This window comes from Legionella feeleii (genome assembly GCF_001467625.1).
GTDB classification, from domain to species: Bacteria; Pseudomonadota; Gammaproteobacteria; order Legionellales; family Legionellaceae; genus Tatlockia; species Tatlockia feeleii.
Map to the genome: position 1 here is coordinate 1 of NZ_LNYB01000002.1, position 23,994 is coordinate 23,994.

Here is a 23,994-nt window from a genome sequence, read left to right on the forward strand (position 1 = left end):
TCCTTTTGTTGATTATGTTCTTGGCGAACAATCAACAGGATACGCCACCTAATTTATTTTTCACATACACCAGATTCGAGCATAACTCTCAAAAGGATTGTGATAAGTGTGATGACTCCACAGGTTATATGGAAACAATTAAACGCACAGTCACTATTAAAGGTAAATTATCCAGTTCACAGAAAGAACGTTTGGAGCAGATTGCCGATCGTTGTCCTGTACATAAAACATTAAGCCAAAAAATCGATATAAAAACAAAAATTGAATACTAAGGGTAACTCATGAAAAATCGTTAAACAAAAAGCAGATAAAGTAATGTGATAGCTGGCAGGAAGATTACTTCCATTTAAGGGCTTAATGTAGATGAAATAACATCGCAATCTTTATTTATTTGAGTTTCGAGTATTGCTAGATAACTCGTCTGTTCTTTTATTACACTGAGAGGTTCATCAAGCAATTTCCCTATTTTAGCTATGGCTCTTCTTATATAGTGGAAAATGCTAGATTATTACTAATGTGATATCCAGGTAATCTAAGATCAACTAACTCTTCCGCACTCAAATCCAATAATGGCTCTAAATATTGATCACTTAAAAAAAAGCTTTCAACTAAACATTATGTTGAGTTCGTCTTAATAACATCTATTTTATCTTTTAATTTATTATTTAAAAAAAGGAACTTATAAAATCCTTCTTTGAGTAATAATTAAACATTTGTCGAAAAACTAAGTCGTTCTGGAGCCTTCGGCTTAATGATAGAAAATATACTGAGCCCAACAAAAGCAAAAATAATAATTGTTAGCGTTCCTCCTAGATAGTTCGCAATTACTCCACTAAATATCGCAGTCAATGTAATTGCTACTTGATTAATTTGATATTGAAAAGAACTTATTCTGGCAATTTCCTCAGTATTAAAAGAAGCCAGTGTCAAATAGATTGCTAGTGAAAAAATTATGTTCGAAGCAATATGAGCAAGCACTACAAGCATTAAAGCACAGTAAAAATTAGTTGTACTAAAAATAAAAATATAAGTACCTATAAAGAAAAATAAAGAAAAATATATAATTTTATTATTTTGAGAAAGTGTATCAAATTTTTCTCCTTTAATAATTAAGGGGCCTATAAATTGTCCTATTGAACGAAAAACTAATAATAAAAGGACCGGGCTTATCATGAAATAAGTACTCATTCTGTTACCATAAAAATGGGTATATATCGAAGGCAATAACGAGGTTGCAGGAGTGCCCACAATAATCAGAGTGGGCATCAAAATAAATGATAATTTTTGCTGATGATTTAGTGCTTTCCAAGAAAAACGCTCAGCATAAGCTTGACCTGTATCCCAATCCAAATATTTTTGTGCTGAAAAAAAGAAAAATACGGCGGAAATTACATAAAGTACCAGAGAAATAATTAATACGCTTTTGACATCAATCCAAGATAATAGAAGGGAGCCAAAGCCAAGTCCTAAAATGATATTAGCGCCATAGAGATAAGTATCAAACTTAGCGGCTAGTGATAATTTTTCAGGTTTAAAGGTCAGTTTAATTAATTTCTGTAATACAGGAAATGCCACACTTGCGGAGAAGCTTGTAATGGCTTCACAAAATAAGATGTATTTAGTGTTATTTTTTAAGCTAACAATATCTATCAGAAGAATTACAATCATTGCCAGTAGCTGGGAATAAGCTATATAAATGTTAAATTTTTGTTTTGCTGCTATGAATCGACCTATATAACTTCCGAGCAATGCTGGAAATACTGAAAGAGCGAACGCTCCTCCAAAATATAGTGGAGGTAACTTTTGGGCTGCAATTTGATCGTAGACTACGATTTGTATAAAACCACTTCCAATCCCAGAAATAAGACAGGCAAAGACAAACACCAAATAAGCTTGATATCCCTTAAAGCTTGAGTAGTCCACTCCTTTCATGAGCATCTAATTTTATCTTATGCGGTAAGTGCATTATAAAACCTCTTGCTAATATGTCTATTTATATCTCCCTTAATAAATAGAGAAGATATATAGTTTACCTCCTGAAGTAAACTATCTAATTCCCCCAAAGTAGAACTTGTAATAGTTGGGTTTGTAAAATCAGTAGAAGCAGACCCTTTATTATTGAGTTAAACTTTTCAAACTTTTAAGAGATACTTCACATTTGCTGAGTAACTAAATTTGTCCTATATCTAAATTAAATGGATATTATTTTCTTCAATGGATAGAAGCATGGACAACAAGCAAGACCCAAGCAACAGTGATAAAAAAGATAGGTGCCAGGATAGTCCGAAACGCCATACCCCCTCAGCCATAAATTTTGATGTAAATAAATATATCAGCCAGAAATTATCTAATGTCCCAAGCATCAATAACCGTCTTAATGTTGCAGTTCTTGATACTGATCTTTTCAATTTGAATAACATAAAAAAAATGATAGAGAAAATTAAAAAACAACAACAAGACTATGTCCTTATGCCAAAGCTATACCAATTTCCAAAGGAGATTAGACAATTTAAAGGTGATTTGGAGAGAGGTTGTATAAATGGAATACTTACCGTACAGGATATGCCCGTGATGACAGGGTTAGAGGTTGTCAAATATGTGAGACATTCTATTATGAAAAAAATTAATAAGATTCCTATCCTCATTCTTAATGGGGTAAAAACGACACCTAACCCTCGACCATTTATTACTTATGAGGCTCATTTTGCGCAAAAACCAATTGACTATACTGAAATATGGACTCAACTAATAGAACCGATGATTCACTATGATCAAGCCTTAAAAAGTCAGCAAAATCTAAAACATTAACTTTACAACGTTGTTTTTCCTCTGATGCTTTTTTTGCCGGATGCGGAGCCGGGCTCAGTTCGTTCGATGATTCCAAAAATTTGTGTAAAGAAACGAACGCCAGGGTTGCTTTAATCTAGAAGAAACCATAGTAATATGGATTTCATTTAGAAATTTTTCTAATAAAAACATGTTAGCATTTTAAGCAAAGAGATTCTCAAGGGGGTTGTGGGTACAGAAGATTACACCCAGTGTTCCTTCCTCATCTGTGATACAGTATTGATTCAGAACTATATGATGTGGATCAAGCAAGATTTATAAGGATTTAAACCAAACCAAGGAATGTAATGAGCAATCCATTTTCTTTACTCCCAGAGGAAATACATCCTTTATATCATGAATATCTTTCTTACACGGACATAAAAAATCTTTCTTTTACGTGTAAATTTTTTTCTCAATCCGTAATTACGCTTGCTGAGCTAAAAAATCGACAACGGACCATTCATAAGGTTTATGCAGGGGTTGATGTCGCTTATTTTCTATTTAAAGATGGCAAAGTTATGTCGATAGGTAGTCACCTAAGAGGTCAATTAGGAATAGGAACATCCAGTTTAAGTTGCTCTGCTTTAATGGCGAATTTAAATAAGATTAATTTTCCCCCGCAAATTTATATCGAAAAAGTAGTGGCTGGATATCAACATGTTTTTTTTAGAACAGTTTGTAAGAAATGGTATGGATGCGGGTCAAATGAGTATGGAGAATTACATTCTGGAAATACAGGTGACTCTTTTTACCCCACGCCAGTAAAGCCCTTAGGTGCAGTAGTAATACAAGATATCGTAGCCGGTAAAAATTTATCTTTTTTTAAATTGGCCAATGGTGATTGGTATGGTGTAGGAAACAACTCTTTTGGTCAGCTAGGAACGGGCCACACTCAAACCTCTGTTATCCCACAATTAATCTCATCCCCTGGCGGGAGCAGAATCAGAAATATTTTCACGCAAAACAATTCAACAATCTTAGAAACAGAGGAAGGTATTTATTATGGTTGTGGTCAAAATAGTTATGGAGAGTTAGGACTAGGCCATACTGATAGGCAAATTGTTCCAGCTCCCATTCCACTCTCATTAACTCATCGTATCATTAAAGTAATACACGGTTTTTTTGCTCATACCTATTTTCAGACGGACGAAGGGTGGTTTGCATGTGGTATAAATCGCACAGGACAGTTAGGATTTAATCATAGAACACTTCAGCTTACACCCACATTATTAAAGTTGGCCGATAATTGCAGAATCACCTCAATTTCTCCAGGAAAGGCCCATACTGTATTTGGTGATGAGCATGGCAATTGGTATGTTTGTGGAGCAAATAGGCACGGACAGATCAGTATAACCACTAAATCCAGATTTCCTATCTTTCAATTAAACCAAATATTTTTGCCTAATGGAGAAAAAATACACACCGCTATTGTAGGAGGAAATTTTACCATCCTTCAAAGTGTAAATAATTCTTGGTACTCTTATGGTGAGATAAAAATTACTTTGGAACATGAAAAATCTAATCTTCCTAAACCATTCACAAAATAGTTTCGACTAGTTGCCGTTTTAGCTCGTTTACGAGATGTTTTCTTATTATCTTGAAATACATTGTTTCTTCTGATGCAACTCAAATCCTAAGGTTAATCCTAGTAAGATCACTCCCCTATTTTTGATAAGCTGAATTAACCAATCTCGGCCTTAACTTTTGGTAACTTGCATTCCTCTGACCAAGATAGTGTCTGAATAACCTTTTTCCATCCCATTGCTATTCTTGGTAACAGCCTTTTCATGGGACGAAACACCGGTTTTGCAAATTGGATCTACAGGAGGCATTCCCAACATAGAAAAAAAAGTTAGCGTTCGATTGTTTTCTGCGACCTTAACAGTATTAGTGCCAACTTTCCTCTCGACGTAATGGAACTTGAGTGGGTAATAAGATCCTGCAACATAAGCCTCTAAAGCTGCGTCTCTAATTGTTCTACCTTTATAGGGCCCGTTATTAAAACTATTTTTTACTCCGCTTTGTCCAAAAAAATACATGCAGTTGCTTGCTATAGGTACCCTTAATCCTGAAGGCATATTTTGGTTTATCTCAGGTAGAAATCGGCTCCTTGATAAAAATATAGAACCATCTGTTTTTAATTTTTCTCGCTCTTTAGATGTAAACGGATAAGTATACTCAGAAGGATTTTGATTGATAACTAATTTGGGCAAGTTTCTTCGTAGTGGCATATTAGATTACCTTTATTACAGTTCGCATTTTTAAGAGACTCGAATAGAGTCATTATTTTACACTGTGACTTTTAAATAATCAACAAACGGGCGCACAGTCTATAAATCCCTGAAGATTTATTGGGTGTGTTGAAGTAATAAAGAGAATTTTGAGAGAGTCTTATGGAGCTTACTTACTCTGAATAGTTTTAAGGTCTAATTTTAGGATAGTAATAATAGCCGTTGGTGCTGTTAGCTAATAGCCTACCCTATTTCCGCAGCATTCTATGAAATTGGTTTAATGGAATTAATATTCATTATTTAGATGAGCTTAAAAGTCTAACAATCACTCAAAATCATCTTTGGAAAATGACCATCTTTCTCGAGCCAGGATTTCTATTCTAGTAAATTCAATAACATTTTTGTTTGCTAGACATCGCCAATTTTGGATACTGGATATATATTGATCTTTTTCTTTTATAAATATTTCTGGGGCATATGCTGCCACATTTATCCCAGGTTGTTTTGCTCTTGCTGACTCAAATAGAAAAGCCTCAATACCTGCTTCTCTCATGTGCGTACCTAATGGTTGGCTATATTCATAGCTTTTTTTACTCGATATCTGATTTTGATACTCATTAAATGGTGCTTTAGTAAGATCTATTCCTTTCTTGGTTTTTATAAGCCGTTTGTTGAGACTTTGTCTTTTCTGCACTCACATACAACTTTAATGAGGAATTACAAGGTGAAGATTAAATTGTATCGTGGAATACAAAATTCAAGCCTTGACCCCATTTGTTTAAAGCAACACTAATTTTTCACAGCTATTCCTTTTCGGAAACAAGCTATTCCTAAGATTCTCTGTAATTTCGATTTCTTAATACCTATCATGCTCAAAATAAATACTTTTTGCTGTGACCACCAGTAGCTAAGATAAGATTTGTAACGTCTTATACACGACTCTGCTGAAGCGAGTGGCAGGCAATCACCCGAGAAATAACTAAACGCTTATTTTTATTTTTTTATTTTATGGAGCCCTCATGAGTCTTAAAAAAATCGTTACTAATATGAACACGGAATTATCTTCTTATTATCGAAATGGTTTAAATAAGTTTTTTACACCTTTTAATTCAAACGATAGTTTTTATTCTGTTTTTTTTGAAAACTATCTTGAAAAAGGTTTAAATAAATATTTTTTTGCTGGTTTAACTGTGGGATTGATTAGTAATAATATACCATTTTTTTTAAACTATTATTTCCCCGTTTATTTAGCTATTTCCGCTATTGTTTTCACTGGATTTGCTGCATTGTCTGCAATTTATGCGGTCCAATCTGTCGTTGAACTTTTAATGTCTAAATTCGACCGTTCAGCTGATTCTTTGGAGTGCTCGGGTCAATTGTTAAAAACAAGTTTAGCTTTACCAGCTTTAAGTTCTATTTTTGATACATTCACTCTGCTAACTCGTTCGGCTGTTACTTTGGTTAATGGAAAAAGCAAGGAAGAAATAGAATTAACAGCGATGGGATTTTAACGAGAAAAACCTAAAGTTATACCCTGACCCATTTCGGTTCGAGATATCAAAATGAACATCCAGGGGATGAAAAATCTTATCTACCCCAAACTTTCGATTTTTGTCATGTTGAGCATTCAATAAATTCAAGGCCTCTCCATGAGTATTTTGCCATTTTAACCTATTTGGGGTAGATAAGGTATGTTACCCCTATCCCCAGATAATAATGCGCTGACTCGAGTAAATTTAAAAAAAATAGAAAATTATTTTCACTGTGCTCATTTTTTTAATAATTCCTTAATAATTGATTGATAAAACTGATAGACCATCAATTTATTAGAAAATAGGGTAATTATATGGCTCCTCAGTTAAAGCAAATTAAAAATAGCTTCTTTAAAAAAGAGAAAAAAACTGACTTGGCTTTTAATTTTAAAGCAGATGATTTTAGTTTAAATGAGCTTGACGCTGAGTTTTCATCGCTGTATCAATTGTTTATTTCTAATAAAAAGAAGTGGGAAAATGATCGCAACAATGATGTCGTAGAGTATATGGCAGAATTATGTGATTTGATGATTGCTTACTATCAAGTTTATTATGTTCGAGAAAAATTAGACGACCTCCAAAGCAAGCAAAAAGAAATTGATTCGTTTAGAAATCCAAACTCAAACACCGGTAAAACCAATGTGCCACCAACCAAGTCATCATTTATTGGAAATAAATTGGCTGATGCTCTTTATGGATTAGGTGGTTCGTCCTCTCAATTAAGAGGCAATCTTTCTTTTGTTAATTCTTATCGTATCTATTGGATTTATTGTCGCGGCCTTGTCAAAGAGATGGTGGCCTTCCTTCAAGCCAACGGCTTTGCTGATTATTTAAACCAATTAAATATCAAGGAAGGGCCTCACTATAGCCCAAATGATTTTCTAAAAATGCTGGAGAAGCCGCAACCCGTTCTATATGTTTTAAGTGTTGGTATCTATGCTCTGCGGTTTATGATTGATCTCGTCTCAATGACCAGGTATATCGTTGAAGCTAAGCTTGGCAATGAGTTATCGAGCGAGCAAGTCTTTATCCAGGAAATGGAGAAGCGTGGCTTTAGCATGCTCAATGATGCCGTATGGGGAACGGTCAATTTACTGACTAATTATAACAAGCAATTTCATATCTCAGATACCGCAGCTAATAATGCCACATTAGTCTTTTTAGTGTTTGATGCCGCACTTCTAACTGCACAATGGTTGTTTGACGCTCGAAAATACAAACATCGCCTCTCAGAGTTAACACAAGAAAGGGGTTTATTAACGTTGCCATCTCAATCTACCCAACTTAGTGTTGTTCAAAGACAGATTGATATGTTAAATGACGAATGGGAAGCCCAAAGTGCGTTTTACGGGGTCAACATCCTGGCTGCAAGCTTTATTGTCGTAGGCTTTGGAGCATCACTTATACTTTCGGGTGGATTGGGACTTGCTTTTTTAAGCATGGTTGGTAATGGCCTCTATGCTACTGCTGATGAATACAAGAATTATGCGAAATCAACTATTGCCATTCAACGTGAGAGAGCCAACGGTGCTCTTGAAGATAATGACGAGCATCGTAGCCTAATGAAGCAGCTAACAAATCAATCTGGTCAAGCTTATTCTGAGTTTTGGAAAAGATTGGCTTATAATACTGCAGGACCTGCTTTCATCATTACCACCGCGGCGTTTTCATGGCCTCTCGCTTTATTAGTCACAGCTGCGTATATGACTTATAATAACACCTATAAGGAAAACCCCGTAAACGAAAAACAATCTGATGTAAACGGAGTTTATAGACTTTTTGATAAGTCATCAAAAACGCTCGCTTCGGACATGAGCGTTACTAACGATACGAGCATGGCTGTATCGGCAGTTAATTAACTCATCGATTACCAGTTATGGCTTAACTATGAAAACTTAACCAAATTAGGTGCCCTCCTCGGGCACCGTCAATCCTCAACCACCCAAAAATTTATCAAAGGTTAATTAATTCCCCATTTATTCACCCCTATGGTGTAACATCTTTCCTAATATCCTATAGTTAATGGATGCAACACCTTTGAAAATTATTCTCTTTAATACTGTGGTGCTTTATGAAAGAGCGAAAAGAGCAAGAGGAATTATTAATGAAGCAACTGCTTGATGATTCTAATATTCCTGCATTATCGTTAGGTTGGTATCAAGCAGAGAAAACTACTTCCCATATCATGGCTTATGGGCAAGCCGAACACATCAACACCGAGCCCTGTTAATACTAATACACTATTTCAAGCGGCCTCTCTCAGTAAACCGGTCTCAGCCGCTATTATTTTAGATTTGGTTACTCAAGGTAAATGGGATTTAGACGTACCTCTGGCGGATATTGCTGACTATGGCCCTGCAGAGCTTAGGCAAGATCCTTATTATCGCATGCTTACAACGCGTATGGTTATTGGACAATGTTCTGGTCTTGCAAACTACGGCCAGGATGGTGATAACGGAAAAAAATTTATCGCAAAACCTGATACTCGATTTACCTATTCAGGGGTGGCACTTGATTTTCTAAAGCAGATTATTGAGCAAAAAGCGGGTAAAAGCTGGGAAGAAATCGCGCAAGATTTTTTTAAAAAAGCAGGCATGAAGCGTTCTACCTTTCAGAGACAATTGCCAGATGGCTCTACCCCAGATGTTGCTAAAGCGCATCTGACAGATCCCCTTTCCAATGACTCCCTGGCCCCTTTACCCCCCTTACCCAACAATGGGCATGGGGTCCTTGCGGGCTCGATGCTTACAACAGCAGAGGACTACCTCGCTTTTCTACAGTATTGCTTTAAAAACAATTACCTTAAATCAACCCTGCTAACAGGTGCCTTATCAACGCTCCCCCCAACGACTTCACCCGAAACCTCACAAATCCAATGGGGTTTGGGAATGGGAGTTTATAGTAGCCGTGATCCAGAAAAGACTATTGCTTTTCATTGGGGAAATAATACGGGTTCTATTTCATTTTGTGCGATGGACATGGAAACAGGTAACTGCGTGGTAAATTTTGCAAACTCAATGAACGGTCCGACTCTCTTTCAACGCATAGCAGAACCTACTGTTGGTGATATAACACCTCTTTTTCAATGGCTTTCCAAGTATTGTAATTTTAATGATGGAAACCGACCCGAAAAACCAGATAGTATTGCCACAACAGTTCATTCGATTCACTTATTAGCAGACATTGAATCTCAAAAACCCACGGACAGCATGCAAAAAATGCTCTTGCTTATGCCTTCTAAACCAGAATTAAAACCCGTTGAATCGCAACAACAAACACTCCCCTTAAGCGTATCCGTTCCACAACAAATTGGGGAGGAAAATAACGAAAAACAAAACACGGAAGAATTTAACCCTACACCATCGTCTACTACCCCAGACTCCAAGTGATCCGGGCACTACTTAAACCTCGATAAACAGAATCTCTGGGGTCAGGTTGTATTTCAAATACAACTGATCCTCGATTAGAGTAAGATTGGCAAATAAACTGTTTTTCTGAATTTCCTTTACAGTAACTACAGCATCCCTTCAGGATATATTTTTTTTGATTTCAGGTGTAGCAACAACCTTTGTTGAAGGCTTGTTTTCTTGGAAAAACTCATACCTTCTTGCTACTGTTCTTATCGGATTGACTTCAGGTTGATTATCTTCAGGTTGATTATCTTCAGGTTGGTTACCTCCAGGTTGGTTACCTCCAGGTTGGTTACCTCCAGGTTGGTTACCTCCAGGTTGGTTACCTCCAGGTTGGTTACCTCCAGGCTGGTTACCTCCAGGCTGGTTACCTCCAGGCTGGTTACCTCCAGGCTGGTTACCTCCAGGCTGGTTACCTCCAGGCTGGTTATCCACAAGCTGGTTACCTCCAGGTTGGCTAGCTCCAGCCTGGTTATCTCCAAGTTGGTTATCTCCAAGTTGGTTAATAAGTGATTTTTGGTGGTCTACCCACTCTTTAAATGCCTTCATGGTTTCTGAGTTATATAAAAAAGTGCCTTCGAGGTTAATCAGGGTGCTCGCCATTTTGTTAATGATTTTTTGGTCCATTGGATAGCGTGAGAAAATTTCTGAGAACAATTTGGAGTCCTGAGAAATATAAGCTTGTACAATAGCTTGTTCAGCAAGATTAAGACCGTTGGAAAGCCCACCATCTTGATTCAAATCAGGGTTTTTAGATAAATTTTCCACTACAAGTTCCAGATTTGCTTGCTCTTTTTTTTGGAATTCACTTCTTAGTATTTGTTGCACTTCGAGCTGTGGCAGTTGGCTTTTTATCCAATCCCGCGCCAGCTCTTGCCATTGCTCGTCAAAACTATCCACTATTTTTTGCACATCCAGGAGTAAATTATTTTTGTGTAACTCAATGAAAATTTTTTCCAGCATTTTAAAGTTTTTCTCTTTGAAAGCCTGGGCTACAGCTTGCTCAGCAAGGGTGAGTGGTGGTTCACCACCTGGCTTTTGCGATACTGTGGGGATTTTAACACCAGTGGCAGTAGCAGTTGCGGTGTCTGACGGGGGCTCTTCAATAAGTACAGGAGGTATATAACTTCGACTCCAAATTTCTTTTTCTTGTGACATTGTGTCAAAAATGACCTTTCCATTAACAGCTTGACCTTGTACACCTTTATTAAGTTCCATTGTCATCCACTGTTGATAGATCCATCCGCTGGTTTCTTGAGCGTTTTCAAAAATAGCGGCTATTTTTTTAATTTTCTCAGCAGTTAATTTCGCTCCGGCTAAGTTAAAGAAAAAAGCTAAGGTGTCAGGACTAATGGAATCCCTGGAAATATAAGCCTGAGCAATAAGGTATTCACCCAGTGTGAGACCATGAAGGCCGCTGTCTTTATCTAAATTGATCCCTGATTCTAAAATTTCACGAACAGTATCCAGTTTAGCAGTGGGGCCTTTCAAAAATTCTTCTTGTAGGCGGTGACGCAATCTGCTTTTTTCAAGGTACACATTTGTCCAATCTACAAAATCAGAGGAAGTTTCTCCCATTTTTTTTGCAATTTCATCAATGGATAAGTTTTCACACAACGCCATTACCCTCTCCAGAAGCTTTGGATCTCTTGAGCGATAAGATTCAAATACGGCTTGCTCGGCAAGGGTCAGAGAGCCATAGTTTGCATTCCAAATGTTTTTTCCCTTGGAAAAAGCAGTAAAAATAATGGCTCTATCAAGCGTTTTTCCCTGGAGCACCTTGTTAAATTGATCTCTTACCAATTCCGTGTAAATCCAGTCGCTGCTCGTTGAGTCTTGCAAATAATCACTTATTTCCTGGATTGTGTGTTCATTTAAATGAGGTTGCGCCAAGGTAAAGAAAAAATCTAACCTAACAGGCGAAATAGAATCTCTACGGATAAATGCTTGAATAATGAGAGAAGCCCCTAGACTAAGATTACCAAGACCACTCTCTTTATTTAAGTTAATCCCTTGCAATACAATGTGTTCAATCAACCCCAGGTTTGCTTCGCGGCCTTTATTAAGTTCCGTTCTTATTAAATTATAAGCCTCCGTTTTAGTAAGTTCTGAGAACCTGTGCTCTTGCTCTATAGATTCTGGAGAGTCTGGAAAGTCCGGGATCGCAGAATTTTCCTCCTTGGCTGCCCCCAGCACAGAAGGTAACAGAGGATCATTTTGTGTCGATTCGAGTGAGTTGCCACTTATTTCGACTAAATGATCGAGAGTTTCCCTGGTAAGAAACGGTTCGGAATTTTCAAAGCTCAATGCTGCACGCGCTAATTTTTTTTTCAGTGCTTCGTCTTTGATTTCATCGATTAGCTCCAAAATAACAGCTCGGTGAAAACGATATATTTTCCTGTTATTGCTGATCTTATTACAAAGCGCTGTAACAAGACGGCTTCCATTTCCTTGATCCTGGTGTTGATAGGCAATACCAATAGGAGTTAACCCTTGACTGTTCCTGATATCCAGTCTTGCTCCTCGTTCTAGAAATTGGAGCAAGAGGTGTTCTTCATCGATGGTTTTTACTGCCAAATGAAGGGGGGTATCACCTTCCCGATTTTGCCGATTAATAGATTGATGGTCAAAGTGTGGCAAGAAGCTTTCTAAACGTCTTTTTCTATGGGTACAGTAGGGGTTGTTTCTTTTATCAGGAATAAGAATTTGATGCAGCAGCGTGTTACCCTCATTATCGCTGATATCTTGTAGATTGACTTTATTAGAAATTGTATTAAATAGTTTGGAATGAACAGGTTCAGCCTTTTTGGATTGGTATATAAATGCCGTGCTTTCAGTTCCAAAAGTAGTGCTCAATTTTTCGGTTCTTTTTTCATGAGAGCCTTCTACTTGTTTTTGTTTATGATCTGTATGTACAACACTTGATGTCAGATGCTCGCCTCGTATACCGATAAAATTGGAAGTTACAATATGGCTAATGTATATTGGTGGTGAAGATAGCTTTCTTAATAACTGTTCGGCATTCTTCATTGCAACCCCATTTTGGTGATCCAGGCAAACATCAATGGCATCAACAATCGGTGGCAAATCCAAGCCCTGAACGATAATAGCACTTCTGTTCTGATTGGGATCATTGCATTTCACTTTAGTATCTTTCAGCACCACATCAGGAGAATATTCATCGCTGGAGTAATCATCACCACGAAATTCATAACAGTTTTCAGGGGTATTGTCTTTGGAGTACCAAGGATCTATTCCGGAACAACTTTCTTTACTAAAATGGTGAATAATGGGCTCTGAATCTTGAGTGTTTGGAGACTGGGCATGCAATATGGCATTCCGCAAGGTTCCATCGGGCCACAAAACAGGTATGCTACTTAAAATTAAAACAATATTCGGAGGAAGGTCCTTAAGGACATCAAAGGTTCTATCAATAAGCTCCTTATACTCTTCTATACTCAAAGGGGTATTTTTGGTATAGAAACTAAACTCATCCGTAGTCAACCGGGTTAATCGTGTGCTTTTTGAGTTGTTTTTTGCACACTCAGCGAGTGTTTTTATCTGTTCAACCATCCGATCAACACGCTGATTATCAACAGTTCCATCATTGAAAATAATGGGGCGTTGCCCTAGCATTGGTCCTAGAGAGCTATGATATTCGCCATTTTTGCCACCCATATCGCCAATAACGACAATATTTTTTATGAAGAAACCCATGATATTAATCGTGTTGCGATCGATACCCTAATTATAGAGCAGATCCAGGAATGCCTCTGGGGTCAGTGCTTGAATTTTGTATTTCACACTTAAAATTCAAGCATTGTTCCCATAGCGCCTTCTGCATCCCTGCAATTGAATTGCTAATCTTCGCTGCCCGGCGCCAAAGGGTGAACGGGGACTGGTTTTTTGGCTGCGATAGGCTTATCTGGCAAGCCGCTTTGAAATAGGATTATTCATATTGAGCTAAGGTAATCCCATTCGAAATTGATTTGATCATGGCCAGGATTCTGATCGAGCGTTCTTCTGCAATTTCCTTGGAAACTTCATTTTCTACAAGGAATGATTTGCTCACCCAAACGCCGAATTCCTGATTGGCCTCAACGAAGGAACGGAGTAATTCATTATAACGAGTAAACGCTTGCGTATAATTTCCATTAGCCGCTTTTAATTCTCCCGCCAGGATATAGGCTCCAACAAATGCCAAATTATTCCCTTGGCCAGATAGAGGAGAAGCACAATAACCTGCATCGCCTACAAGTGCTATTCGACCTTTGGTCCAACTCTTCATCTTTACCTGGGTAATCGCATCAAAATAAAAATCATCGCTTTCTGCCATTAGATTTAAAATATTTTGTGTTTCCCAGCCAAAATCGCGGAAAGTATCCCACAGGAATTGCTTTTGCTCATGCTCATCGCGAATGTCTTTCAGGATATGGTTAGAGCGGAACATAAATCCTGCCCTTGCTATTTCAGGGTTGTTATCGCTATTGATTGATACCAATTTATTATTAGTCTCGCATTCCAGGTCGACGTGACTTAAGTGAAGGTAATTTGGAATTGTAAAGGTACTAAGATAGGAACCAAGATGAATTAACTGATATTCACTTTTATCGAAAACCATGCGCCTTGTAGCAGAGTGTATACCATCGGCAGCGATCACCAGGTCATAATTTTCAACCTTCCCATCCTTGAGATGGACTATCACGTTATCAGCGTTCTGCTCCATGCTCATGATCGATTGATTGAAATAACAAGGTATATCCGCAATTGTTTTCATCAGGATTTCAACTAAATCACCCCGGAGGATTTCGACTTCGTCATCTTGCCTGAATCCAAATTTCTCACCCTGTTCTTCATGGAGCACGTTACCCGCAGTATCGACAAAACGACCGCATTCTATTCGCGTGCGCATTTCACAGACTTGATCATAGATACCCATTTCTCTCGCGAGATGCGTTGCTATGCCGCGTATATCCAGTGCCTGGCCGCCTTTTCTAATTGAATCAGATTTTTCAATCAATACAGGAGAAAAACCAAATCTTCTTAGCCAATAAGCAAGTGCGGGGCCCGCTATGCCAACACCAACGATGAGAATTTTGAGATTTTTAGACATTAATACTTACCTTAATAGATTTGATTTTTACATAACTTTTTTGCGATATGTCTGTTATTGTCAATTGAATGTAGGTGTGAGGGATGCATCTCGCGCCATATTACTATTGCTCTGCTTAATCTTTTTTTGTTCCTTGTTTAACTGACGTATTGTAAATGATGTTCTATCTTTAATCCTGGATTTACTATTATACAGCAAACGTACATGATATTGAGACAAGAGAGAACTTATGTACATCGAAAGAGCTACAACTAACATTCAATCAATATTTTGCTGATGCCTTTTCATAAGTTCCCCGCCCTGGAGCAAGCGTTTTACGTCATAAACAACCGGATTTCTAATTTAAAAATCCAAAAGGGGTTGAAAGTTGCTTTAAAATACCCAACCTTCAAAGAAAGATTAACCCAAATTTAGGGAAATGATTTTGCGCTTGACCAAGCTAATGAAATTGATGGGTTGGATTGTGCTTTTTGAAAGCATAGGCTTTTTACTGGGTTTACTCACTCAGGCGAATATTTATCCCTGGTATGAGCATCTTAATAAATCATCCCTAACGCCTCCCGGGTTTATTTTTTCGATTGTTTGGACCTTATTATATGCACTTCTTGCAGTCATTGCCTGGATTCTATCAAATCATAAAGAAGTGTCTTCTAAAAAAGTAACTGTACTTTTCGCATTACAAATGCTCATGAATTGGGCCTGGACTCCACTCTTTTTTGGGCTACATTGGATTACGCCAAGTGCTATTTGGCTTGTGGGTTTAACCTGTGTGAACGTGCTCTTAATCGTTGAGGCTAAAAAAACGCACAAAACCATTGCCTGGTTATTAATTCCCTACCTATTTTGGCTAGTATTCGCTTCTTATCTCAATGTGGTTATTGCCTTAATGAATTAAATACCATGAGTATTCTCATATCGTTATAACTGTCCGGCATCCAATGCGGCGAATACTTCAGTGGCTTTGGCGAGAATGGCGTTTTTCTTTTCCAGGTTCATTTTATCCCAATTTAGGTAAGCATAATGAAGACGCGGATTATTTTTAAGCAGGCCTTGGTGTTGAGCTACAAAATTCCAATAGAGGGAGTTAAATGGACATGCGTTTTCACCAACCACTTCCTGGGGATTATAAGCACATGACTTACAAAAATTACTCATTTTTTGAATATATTTCCCACTTGCAGCGTAAGGCTTGGAGGCCATCACGCCGCCATCCGCATACAGCGCCATCCCCAGCGTGTTTGGCAATTCCACCCATTCGTAGGCATCAGCATACACAGCCAAATACCACTCACATACTTCTTTGGGATTAAGGCCGGCCAGAAGCGCAAAATTGCCGGTAATCATCAAACGCTGAATATGATGAGAGTAAGCTTCAACTTGCGTTTGTCGCACCACTTCTTTCATACAAAACATCTGGGTGTTTCCCCCCCAAAACAGCGAGGGCAAAGGCTTGGATGCATTAAAATAATTTCTGTTTGCATATTCAGGCATCAAAAGCCAATAGATGCCTCGGACATACTCACGCCATCCTAAAATTTGACGAATAAAGCCTTCGACAGCATTCAATGGTGCTTGTTCTTGTTTAAACGCTTCTTCTGCAATGCGGCATAATTCTAATGGCAGTAAAAGCCCTGCATTCAAATAAAAGGATAATTTCGAGTGGTATAAGTTGACTTCATTGGAGCGCATGGCGTCCTGGTAATCACCAAAATACCTTAAACAATGCTTGATAAAGTGGTTAGCTTCACATAGTGCCTGCTCGCGAGTGACTGCAAAATTAAACGGCTGCAATTGGCCAAAATGATTGGAAAACTTTTTTTCCACCAGGCTTAAAATCTCTGAGGTTACTTCATCTATGGGATGGACCAAACGAGGAGGAAAGGTTTCAATGTGATTCGCATTTTTTCGATTTTGCTGATCATAGTTCCAAACCCCACCAACTGGTTTACCCTGGCTCTCTATGAGAATATGATGCTTTTGCCGCATCATTCGGTAAAAGTACTCCATGCGCAATTGTTTTTTATTTTTTGCCCACCCTTTAAACTCATCGATCGAGCATAAAAATCGATTATCCTGATGAATGACGAGCGGTATCAACAATTGCTTTTCCAATGTTTCCAGCTTTTGCAAAACACGCCACTCACCAGGGTGAGTTACATGGACCTCTGAAATTTTTTCTTCATGGATTACCCGGCACAACTCCCCTTCAAAACACCCAGTATTGCTGGCCTCATCGTATTGAGTGTAGAGTACTCGGTAGCCCAGTGCTTTTAATCGTTTTGCAAAATGACGCATCGCTGAAAATAAAAAAGCAATTTTTTTAGGATGATGTGCAACATAAGTGGCTTCTTCCATCACTTCGCAAAGAAAAACCAGATCATCGTACTTGTCGATTGCAGTCAGTGAGGAAAGAGACTCGCTGAGTTGGTCGCCCAAAAGAAAACACAATTTCGTCATCGTACGTCCTAAAAATAAATTACACTTTAAGCTTGGGACGAACAGAGCTTAAGCCACCATCCACTGCAAGTACTTGTCCTGTTATCCAACTGTTACAAGGGTTAAGAAAAAATAAGATAGCCTGCGCCACATCGCACGGCTCACCAATTCGTCCCAAGGCATGCATGGCAGTAGATGCTTTAGCAACTAACTGATTATTAAGTAATGACTCCGTCAAAGGCGTTTTAACCATCCCGGGCGCTACTACATTGACGCGTAAATTGAGTGATGCATAAGTCGCTGCGGCGGATTGTGCTAATCCAATAACCCCTGCTTTCGCTGCAGCAATTGCTTCATGATTAGCAAGTCCAGTTAAGGCTGCTGCGGAGGCAATAAGCACCAGGGAGCCTCCAGAGAGCATCTTCTTGCCTGCTGCACGCACAACTGCAAACGAGGTAGTCAAAGAGGCATTGATTGTCTTTTGGAATTCCTCAAAATTGGTCGCATGAGCCCCCTTAAGTAATAAAGAACCCGCGCAATTAACCACGCCATCCAAAGGGCCTGCTTCCTCAAATACCCTATCGACCGCGCTAAAGTCAGAGGCATCGAGTATAAAATCAGGGGCGATTTTGTCCTCGCTTCGCGCGGTAGTCATCACCTCATCCCCTTGTTTTTTTAGGAGCTCAACCACTGACTGACCTATCGCACTACTTGCTGCAATGATTAAGTATCGAGCCATAACTTTTATACCTTAATAGTAAAAAAACTACTATGAAGGAGAGTATTCCTGACTTCAAGTATTAATCAGGAATAAGTACTTAATGAACGACATACAGAACTCTGCCAGGAGATTTGAGTGGTTCTTGATAGGCTCGAGGCGGCTCTATCCAATGCGTGCTGTGTATCCTATGGTCTAAATTATACGTTTTAACATTAAAACCGCTTAATAATAAATTTAGGGCTATACTTACAATTAAACTGACGGATAAAAACATGCAACACAACACTCATGAAGGCTTAATAAATTATGCTCATGTTGAGTCTAAAAAAATTGCTTTAATTTATTCACCCATTGAATTGCATGAATACCTTGTTGAAGTAATTTTGAAAGACTCTGTCAAATTTATTAAGAAAAATAATGAAATTGTTCAATTTCATTCGATTGCTGATGCCTTATCCCAAGCTCAAAAATATGGAGCAGAGGAATTTTTTCTTTGTGTAGACAATACTTATGATGAATGTGGCTCGACTGCCTCTGCACAAAAATATGATTACATTCCGATTGCTCCTAAATAGAGCCTGTTTTAAAATTAAATTTTTTCCCGCTTGGGTCATGGCCAGTTTTATGTGGTTTTTCATAGTCACACTCCGATACAAGTGAACAATGATCTTTTTCCTTTCACGGTTTGATTTATTCACTCACCTGCCATTTATTGAAATAAGACTGTTACTTCCTCCAAAGACCATTTAATTTCGTTATGGTTAATACGAGTAAAATCCAATCAATCAATAAAATAATCATCGTCACGAACAGAGGTTGGGGAAAAGAAATTGCACCAAGTTTAAATCCTGCAAAATAGCTTAAAGGACCACCAATTGCTCCCAGCAAAGACATTAGTAAGTAATTCTTATTAATCCAATCTGCCTTTAAAAACCATCCGCCAAAACAAACCCATAAAACCCAAAGCCAGGGTGGTATAATCAGTAAAGAATCGTCAAAAAAATAAAGTATATTTAAATGCATCAAGAGGGTATCGTTGATTAAACCCAAGCTTGCTATCAGAACTAACAGGAGCCAAAGCCTTGGAATTTTAAAATGCCTCCAGACATCATAGACGGCCAGGACTAAGGCCAAAAGGAACAGGTAACGGTAGTGAGGAGAAGAAGCACTTAATAAGCAACACCACCATTGTATTTGAAAAAAGACAAATTGCCCCAGTTGCCTAATCATGTTTTTTTATGTCTTATTGCAAGGGGGTGTACAAAATGCATTTGCATGTCCCCTAAATATCCTTCAGAAAAACCGGCTTCACAATAGCAAAAATAGAAATTCCACAACCGGATAAAGTGTTCATCAAAACCCAGCTTCTTAATTTCGCAAGCCTGAGAAGTAAAATTCTGTCGCCAACAACGAAGTGTTTTCGCATAATGTAATCCAATGTCCTCCAAATTAAAAAGGCGCAAATTACTTGCCTTGGTCATTGCATCCAATAGCGTTGTCACAGATGGGATGCAACTTCCTGGAAAAATATACTGTTTGATAAAATCAATTTCATATTTAGCCCTTTCATAGGCTTGATCCTGGATAACGATCGCTTGCATAAGCATTTCTCCCTCGGGTTTAAGTAATTGTGAACACGTCCGAAAGAATTGCTTGTAATACTGATAACCGACTGCCTCAATCATTTCAATAGAAACCAGTTTGTCATACTTACCTTCCAGTTGCCGGTAATCCTGTTTGAGCAACTTGATTTTGGTTCCCAATTTTTTTTCCCTGATTTGTTGGGAAGCATAGTTATATTGTTGTTGAGAAATCGTGGTGGTTACTACTTCACAACCATAGTTTTCTGCTGCGTGAATAGCAAAACCTCCCCATCCACTACCTATTTCAATAATCTTGTCACTTGATTTTAAGGCCAGCTTTTTACAAATTACATCGATTTTATAACTCGCTGCTTCGTCCAAGGTACTTTCTGTTGAGGGGAAAATAGCTGATGAATACATGAGACTCTTATCCAGAAATAATTGGAAGAAGCGATTACTCAAGTCGTAGTGTTGAGCAATATTCTTACGGCTACCTTGCAGGTTATTGCGTTTAAACTGATAAGCAATCCAGCGTAAAACAGCCAGGCATTTTGCCCAGCCCGTTTCAAATTCGTTTGTTGTAGTTTGATTAAGTAAAAAAATCCTTAATAATTTCGTCAAATCATCCGTTTCCCAATATCCGGATGCGTAAGTTTCTGCTGCAGCAATACTCCCCCCGAATAAGACGTCTTGATAAAATTTTCTATTTGTAATTTTCATAGAAGCGGTTATCAACGATGCAGCGGAGCGATCACCGAAAGTCATGCTTACTTCACCATCTTCAATTCGCAATTGGCCAACAGTCAAATTGGCTAATCGTTTTAAAATAATTTTGCGTGCAGTATTTTCCATTCAGCTCATCTCTTTTTAGGGTGAACATGAAACTTTGCTCCTTTTAGCCAGATTTTTAATGCTTGCCAATGAATGGCTATGATTATTTTTCCGGTCATAAAAGGATGTTGTATTAAAATCCTGGCAAGGTTCCTAGCTGTTATTTCCTGGCGGTTTAAACACAGACTTGCATTAAATACCTTAATATTCTGGTGAATATTTTTCATATGGACAAAAATCTTTTCATTGGGTGCTGAAAGCCTCCAATCGTAAATCATGTCCATCGACATAAGGGGAGAGACGTGAAAATCTTTATCAAAAACGAAGTGTTGATACTCATGACTAGCGAGATTTTGCGAGACTGTAAGCACATAAGTATGCTGTTCGTTCCATGGCGTGTTATTGACTTCAGCTACAATTGCTTCAAGACGTTTTCCCGTTGCATCGTAGCAATAATAAAAACTGACTGGATTAAAACAATAACCCCAATAACGCAAGTGAGTTAATAAGCGAACAGGCCCCTCTAACCGATGCCCTGTTTTTTCCTCGACCAGTTTATAGACCTCTTGCTTTAAGTCATTGGCTGGATCACCAAGATGATCACTGCGCTTAAACTGAGCAATATTGTAACGTCCGACTGACCAGAACCAATAGGAATCAAATAGTGTAGATAATTCATCAAGATCGAGAAAAACCATAAATACATTATAAGAAAACTGATGTCTAACGGGTCCATAACGCCTATGGATTACGCTGCCTTTATAAATGGCACTATGCAGAGTTGATATGTTCATGATTTTCTTCTGACAAAATTTGTTCGCAGACTGTTAAGGCACTCTTCACGCCATCTTCATGGAAGCCAAAACCCCAATAAGCCCCACAGAAATAAAGAGAACCATTACTATTCAATTCCTTTTGACGCGATTGTGCAGATAAGCTATGTAGGGTGTATTGAGGGTGAGCATAATTATAACTTTGGATAATTTTTTCAGGGTTTATAAAATCCCTTGCATTTAAGCTGACACAATAATGTTCCTTTGTAGATAAATTTTGCAAGCGGTTCATATAGTAGTTAAGTACGGCATGCCGGACATTTTGGTCAACCAATAAATAATTCCAACTTGCCCATGCCCGATGATTTGATGGCAACACACTGGTATCAGTATGCAAAATAACCTCATTATGCTGGTAGGTAAATTGGCTCAGGATTTCAACTGTTAATTGATCAGGGCATGCCAACATTGCTAATGCTTCATCGCTATGAGTTGCGATAATTACCTTTTCAAAATGACCTATTTCTTCCTTTTTACTTGAGAGGTAATATCCCCCTTCCGGTTTAGGTTTTACCCATTCAATAGCTGTGTTTAGATAAATGTTATCCTCAAAGCGTTTAATCAAGGCTTTCACATAGGAGTGAGATCCACCTTTAATAACTTTCCAGGGCAAAGACGGTATCATTTGTAATAAAGCATGGTTATAGAAGAAATTTGCCACAAAATAAGCGGGCATCTGTTCTACCAGGTTTAGGGGTGTTGACCACAAGGCAGAGATAAGGGGATAAAGGTATAAATTGGTCAGATCCGCATGGAAACCATACTGTCCAATGAATTCGGACAAGATTAAATTTTTCTCATTCCTTGCCAGCAGTTTCTTTGCTGCAAGTTGAAACCGATAAATTTCACTGATTAAGCGGTAGAATTTATAACTAAGCAAATTTTTTCGTGCAGCAAAAAGACTATTAAGTGAACCACCAGAATATTGAAAGAGGGATTGAGGATCAAAGACGCTGAAACTCATGTCGGTCATTTGGCTTGCCACATCCAATTCCCTCAATAACTTGACAAAATTAGGGTAAGTTTTGTCATTAAAAACAATAAAGCCAGTATCTATTGGACAAAGACCACTCTCAGTTTGCAATTCTACGGTATGAGTGTGGCCTCCTACATAAGTATTCGCTTCAAAAATGTAAGGGTCATACCCCTCTTTTTTTAGGTAATAAGCACAGGTTAAACCTGATATCCCACTTCCAATAATGGCAATTTTCATTGGCGATTTGTAACCTTCTTCAATAGATAATCACTTAATTTATTTGGTAAAAAACTTATAATTTTAATCAGCGTAACAAAAAATGTTGGTGTTATGATTTCCAGTTTTTTCTTCTCTATACCATTGATTATCGTTTCTGCTGCCTCTTCGCTGCTTATAAGGAAGGGCATGTGGAAATCATTCTTATCGGTTAAGGGGGTTTTTATAAAGCCAGGACATACTATAGAGACTGAAATGTTTTCTTTAGCAAGATCGATACGCAGGCTCTGGAGAAAATTGCGGATGGCTGCTTTACTGGCCCCATAGGCTTCTGCTCTTGGCAACCCAACAAAGGCAACTGAACTACTCATTCCAACAATCTGAGCATTCCTGCTAGCCCGTAATAAAGGCAGCGATGCTTCAATAGCATAAACCATGCTTAAAAAATTAGTTTTAAGCAGCTCTTCAAATACAGCGCTTTTGAAATCAGTCACATCGACATATTCGCAAGTTCCGGCATTTAGAAAAACGATATCAAGGTAGCCGAATTTTTCTTTTATAATGTCTGCCGCCCTCAGATTACTGTTTCTATCTCGTATATCAAAGGCGACAGACAGAGCACCTGTTTGACGAGTGATTTCATCCAATACGCCCTGGTTTCGTCCGGATATTATCAGCTCATAGCCACGACTTGCCATGGCCATGGCGACTGCTTTGCCAATACCTGATGAGGCTCCTGTAATCCATACTCGCTTGTTCATTTTTCGGTCCTCAAGTTGGAGGGATTAGGCCGTAATCCATGAATAACATGAGCGTAAGATAGCAGGCACAGCAGGTAGAAAGTGATATCGATTTGCCACCAATAAAACCCTTGCTTTGCCGAGCCGGGGTAAAAATGATGGTTGTTATGCCAGCCCTCACCGAGGGTAATTAATGCTAACCAAAAATTATTACGACTCTCATCCGCAGTATTAAAGGGGCGTTTTCCCCATTGATGGGCAAGTGAGTTAATACTGCAGGTAGCGTGAAATACCAAAACAGTTGAGATAAAAAATCCCCATACTAAAAGTTGCCAACCATTTGTATGAAGCTCAGGAACGTGTTTTTCTAGAAAATGACCTGCCAGGAACAAACTCACTGCCAATAAAAGCGGCACAACGAGATCAAACCGATTTAACCAGCGTAGTTCCGGATATGAGTTATTGTCAATTCTGGTGTATGAGCAAAATATCATCAAGCGGCCTTCCAGTCCGATTGTTCAACAACCTGCACTCCGTCTTCAA

The 23,994-nt window shown here is 38.3% G+C and carries 22 protein-coding genes; 9 read left to right on the plus strand and 13 right to left on the minus strand.

Annotation, left to right across the window (positions count from 1 at the left end; genetic code table 11):
• A partial coding sequence (locus tag Lfee_RS00010) for an OsmC family protein (RefSeq protein ID WP_193786941.1) occupies positions 1-272 on the plus strand: 272 nt, incomplete at its 5' end.
• Positions 273-705: 433 nt separating this feature from the next.
• On the opposite strand, the gene Lfee_RS00015 is transcribed toward Lfee_RS00010, so the two are convergent.
• On the minus strand, positions 706-1,932 hold the full coding sequence (locus tag Lfee_RS00015; protein ID WP_131753203.1) for an MFS transporter: 1,227 nt from the start codon (positions 1,930-1,932) through the stop codon (positions 706-708).
• Positions 1,933-2,226: 294 nt separating this feature from the next.
• Here Lfee_RS00015 and Lfee_RS00020 point away from each other — a divergent pair, with 294 nt between their 5' ends.
• Both Lfee_RS00020 and Lfee_RS00025 read left to right on the plus strand, forming a co-directional pair.
• Positions 2,227-2,808, plus strand: coding sequence for a response regulator (locus Lfee_RS00020; protein ID WP_058443230.1), 582 nt, complete (start codon positions 2,227-2,229; stop codon positions 2,806-2,808).
• A 326-nt stretch (positions 2,809-3,134) separates the two neighbouring features.
• A complete protein-coding gene (locus Lfee_RS00025) occupies positions 3,135-4,376 on the plus strand; it encodes a hypothetical protein (protein ID WP_058443231.1) in 1,242 nt (413 codons plus the stop codon).
• Positions 4,377-4,526: 150 nt separating this feature from the next.
• Here Lfee_RS00025 and Lfee_RS00030 read toward each other — a convergent pair whose 3' ends face one another.
• A complete protein-coding gene (locus Lfee_RS00030) occupies positions 4,527-5,042 on the minus strand; it encodes a hypothetical protein (protein ID WP_238584830.1) in 516 nt (171 codons plus the stop codon).
• Between the two features lie 343 nt (positions 5,043-5,385).
• Positions 5,386-5,754 carry a hypothetical protein gene (locus Lfee_RS00035; protein ID WP_058443233.1) on the minus strand — a complete coding sequence of 123 codons (369 nt, stop codon included), beginning with the start codon at positions 5,752-5,754 and terminating at the stop codon, positions 5,386-5,388.
• Between the two features lie 325 nt (positions 5,755-6,079).
• On the opposite strand from Lfee_RS00035, the gene Lfee_RS00040 reads away from it, so the two are divergent.
• From Lfee_RS00040 to Lfee_RS00050, 4 genes are all read left to right on the plus strand, one after another.
• Positions 6,080-6,571: a hypothetical protein gene (locus Lfee_RS00040; protein WP_058443234.1), complete on the plus strand. Its 492-nt coding sequence runs from the start codon at positions 6,080-6,082 to the stop codon at positions 6,569-6,571.
• 395 nt (positions 6,572-6,966) lie between these two features.
• Complete coding sequence (locus Lfee_RS00045; RefSeq protein ID WP_131753202.1) at positions 6,967-8,451, plus strand: hypothetical protein; 1,485 nt, start codon at positions 6,967-6,969, stop codon at positions 8,449-8,451.
• Between the two features lie 212 nt (positions 8,452-8,663).
• Positions 8,664-8,822 (plus strand): hypothetical protein, encoded by a 159-nt coding sequence (locus Lfee_RS16850; RefSeq protein ID WP_156413348.1) that lies wholly within the window; start codon positions 8,664-8,666, stop codon positions 8,820-8,822.
• Complete coding sequence (locus tag Lfee_RS00050; RefSeq protein ID WP_058443236.1) at positions 8,785-9,981, plus strand: serine hydrolase domain-containing protein; 1,197 nt, start codon at positions 8,785-8,787, stop codon at positions 9,979-9,981. The genes Lfee_RS16850 and Lfee_RS00050 overlap by 38 nt, the downstream gene beginning before the upstream one ends.
• A gap of 138 nt (positions 9,982-10,119) precedes the next feature.
• On the opposite strand, the gene Lfee_RS17380 is transcribed toward Lfee_RS00050, so the two are convergent.
• A complete protein-coding gene (locus tag Lfee_RS17380; protein WP_058443237.1) occupies positions 10,120-13,719 on the minus strand; it encodes a hypothetical protein in 3,600 nt (1,199 codons plus the stop codon).
• Positions 13,720-13,951: 232 nt separating this feature from the next.
• Positions 13,952-15,115 (minus strand): tetracycline destructase, encoded by a 1,164-nt coding sequence (locus Lfee_RS00060; RefSeq protein WP_058443238.1) that lies wholly within the window; start codon positions 15,113-15,115, stop codon positions 13,952-13,954.
• 424 nt (positions 15,116-15,539) lie between these two features.
• On the opposite strand from Lfee_RS00060, the gene Lfee_RS00065 reads away from it, so the two are divergent.
• A complete protein-coding gene (locus Lfee_RS00065) occupies positions 15,540-16,010 on the plus strand; it encodes a TspO/MBR family protein (protein ID WP_238584831.1) in 471 nt (156 codons plus the stop codon).
• Between the two features lie 23 nt (positions 16,011-16,033).
• Here the strand turns inward: Lfee_RS00065 and Lfee_RS00070 are convergent, their stop codons facing one another.
• Together Lfee_RS00070 and Lfee_RS00075 are read right to left on the minus strand one after the other, a co-directional pair.
• On the minus strand, positions 16,034-17,572 hold the full coding sequence (locus Lfee_RS00070) for a cryptochrome/photolyase family protein (protein ID WP_058443240.1): 1,539 nt from the start codon (positions 17,570-17,572) through the stop codon (positions 16,034-16,036).
• A 19-nt stretch (positions 17,573-17,591) separates the two neighbouring features.
• On the minus strand, positions 17,592-18,290 hold the full coding sequence (locus Lfee_RS00075; protein WP_058443241.1) for an SDR family NAD(P)-dependent oxidoreductase: 699 nt from the start codon (positions 18,288-18,290) through the stop codon (positions 17,592-17,594).
• A 254-nt stretch (positions 18,291-18,544) separates the two neighbouring features.
• On the opposite strand from Lfee_RS00075, the gene Lfee_RS00080 reads away from it, so the two are divergent.
• The gene (locus Lfee_RS00080) at positions 18,545-18,847 is read left to right on the plus strand and encodes a DUF6482 family protein (protein WP_058443242.1); all 303 of its coding nucleotides are present in this window, start codon (positions 18,545-18,547) and stop codon (positions 18,845-18,847) included.
• Positions 18,848-18,998: 151 nt separating this feature from the next.
• On the opposite strand, the gene Lfee_RS00085 is transcribed toward Lfee_RS00080, so the two are convergent.
• Genes Lfee_RS00085 through Lfee_RS00110 form a run of 6 tightly spaced genes read right to left on the minus strand, consistent with a single transcriptional unit; the run spans position 18,999 to position 23,945 of the window.
• Complete coding sequence (locus tag Lfee_RS00085) at positions 18,999-19,502, minus strand: DUF2878 domain-containing protein (protein ID WP_058443243.1); 504 nt, start codon at positions 19,500-19,502, stop codon at positions 18,999-19,001.
• The gene (locus tag Lfee_RS00090) at positions 19,499-20,707 is read right to left on the minus strand and encodes an SAM-dependent methyltransferase (protein WP_112854725.1); all 1,209 of its coding nucleotides are present in this window, start codon (positions 20,705-20,707) and stop codon (positions 19,499-19,501) included. Before Lfee_RS00090 ends, Lfee_RS00085 begins: the two co-directional genes overlap by 4 nt.
• 5 nt (positions 20,708-20,712) lie before the next feature.
• Positions 20,713-21,480 (minus strand): DUF1365 domain-containing protein, encoded by a 768-nt coding sequence (locus Lfee_RS00095; RefSeq protein ID WP_058443244.1) that lies wholly within the window; start codon positions 21,478-21,480, stop codon positions 20,713-20,715.
• Positions 21,458-22,732, minus strand: coding sequence for an NAD(P)/FAD-dependent oxidoreductase (locus Lfee_RS00100; RefSeq protein WP_058443245.1), 1,275 nt, complete (start codon positions 22,730-22,732; stop codon positions 21,458-21,460). Before Lfee_RS00100 ends, Lfee_RS00095 begins: the two co-directional genes overlap by 23 nt.
• Positions 22,729-23,472 carry an SDR family NAD(P)-dependent oxidoreductase gene (locus Lfee_RS00105; protein WP_058443246.1) on the minus strand — a complete coding sequence of 248 codons (744 nt, stop codon included), beginning with the start codon at positions 23,470-23,472 and terminating at the stop codon, positions 22,729-22,731. Before Lfee_RS00105 ends, Lfee_RS00100 begins: the two co-directional genes overlap by 4 nt.
• On the minus strand, positions 23,469-23,945 hold the full coding sequence (locus tag Lfee_RS00110) for a fatty acid desaturase (RefSeq protein WP_058443247.1): 477 nt from the start codon (positions 23,943-23,945) through the stop codon (positions 23,469-23,471). The genes Lfee_RS00105 and Lfee_RS00110 overlap by 4 nt, the downstream gene beginning before the upstream one ends.
• Positions 23,946-23,994 lie beyond the last annotated feature (49 nt).

Excerpts from the sequence above, each read along its gene's own strand:
- Lfee_RS00040 (WP_058443234.1), top strand. The coding sequence starts at position 6,080 with ATGAGTCTTAAAAAAATCGTTACTAATATGAACACGGAATTATCTTCT.
- Lfee_RS00025 (WP_058443231.1), top strand. The coding sequence starts at position 3,135 with ATGAGCAATCCATTTTCTTTACTCCCAGAGGAAATACATCCTTTATAT.
- Lfee_RS00020 (WP_058443230.1), top strand. The coding sequence starts at position 2,227 with ATGGACAACAAGCAAGACCCAAGCAACAGTGATAAAAAAGATAGGTGC.
- Lfee_RS00085 (WP_058443243.1), bottom strand. The coding sequence starts at position 19,502 with ATGATTAGGCAACTGGGGCAATTTGTCTTTTTTCAAATACAATGGTGG.
- Lfee_RS00015 (WP_131753203.1), bottom strand. The coding sequence starts at position 1,932 with ATGAAAGGAGTGGACTACTCAAGCTTTAAGGGATATCAAGCTTATTTG.
- Lfee_RS00095 (WP_058443244.1), bottom strand. The coding sequence starts at position 21,480 with ATGAACATATCAACTCTGCATAGTGCCATTTATAAAGGCAGCGTAATC.
- Lfee_RS00110 (WP_058443247.1), bottom strand. The coding sequence starts at position 23,945 with ATGATATTTTGCTCATACACCAGAATTGACAATAACTCATATCCGGAA.
- Lfee_RS00090 (WP_112854725.1), bottom strand. The coding sequence starts at position 20,707 with ATGGAAAATACTGCACGCAAAATTATTTTAAAACGATTAGCCAATTTG.
- Lfee_RS00100 (WP_058443245.1), bottom strand. The coding sequence starts at position 22,732 with ATGAAAATTGCCATTATTGGAAGTGGGATATCAGGTTTAACCTGTGCT.
- Lfee_RS00050 (WP_058443236.1), top strand. The coding sequence starts at position 8,785 with ATGGGCAAGCCGAACACATCAACACCGAGCCCTGTTAATACTAATACA.
- Lfee_RS16850 (WP_156413348.1), top strand. The coding sequence starts at position 8,664 with ATGAAAGAGCGAAAAGAGCAAGAGGAATTATTAATGAAGCAACTGCTT.
- Lfee_RS00060 (WP_058443238.1), bottom strand. The coding sequence starts at position 15,115 with ATGTCTAAAAATCTCAAAATTCTCATCGTTGGTGTTGGCATAGCGGGC.
- Lfee_RS00070 (WP_058443240.1), bottom strand. The coding sequence starts at position 17,572 with ATGACGAAATTGTGTTTTCTTTTGGGCGACCAACTCAGCGAGTCTCTT.
- Lfee_RS00080 (WP_058443242.1), top strand. The coding sequence starts at position 18,545 with ATGCAACACAACACTCATGAAGGCTTAATAAATTATGCTCATGTTGAG.
- Lfee_RS00075 (WP_058443241.1), bottom strand. The coding sequence starts at position 18,290 with ATGGCTCGATACTTAATCATTGCAGCAAGTAGTGCGATAGGTCAGTCA.
- Lfee_RS00105 (WP_058443246.1), bottom strand. The coding sequence starts at position 23,472 with ATGAACAAGCGAGTATGGATTACAGGAGCCTCATCAGGTATTGGCAAA.
- Lfee_RS17380 (WP_058443237.1), bottom strand. The coding sequence starts at position 13,719 with ATGGGTTTCTTCATAAAAAATATTGTCGTTATTGGCGATATGGGTGGC.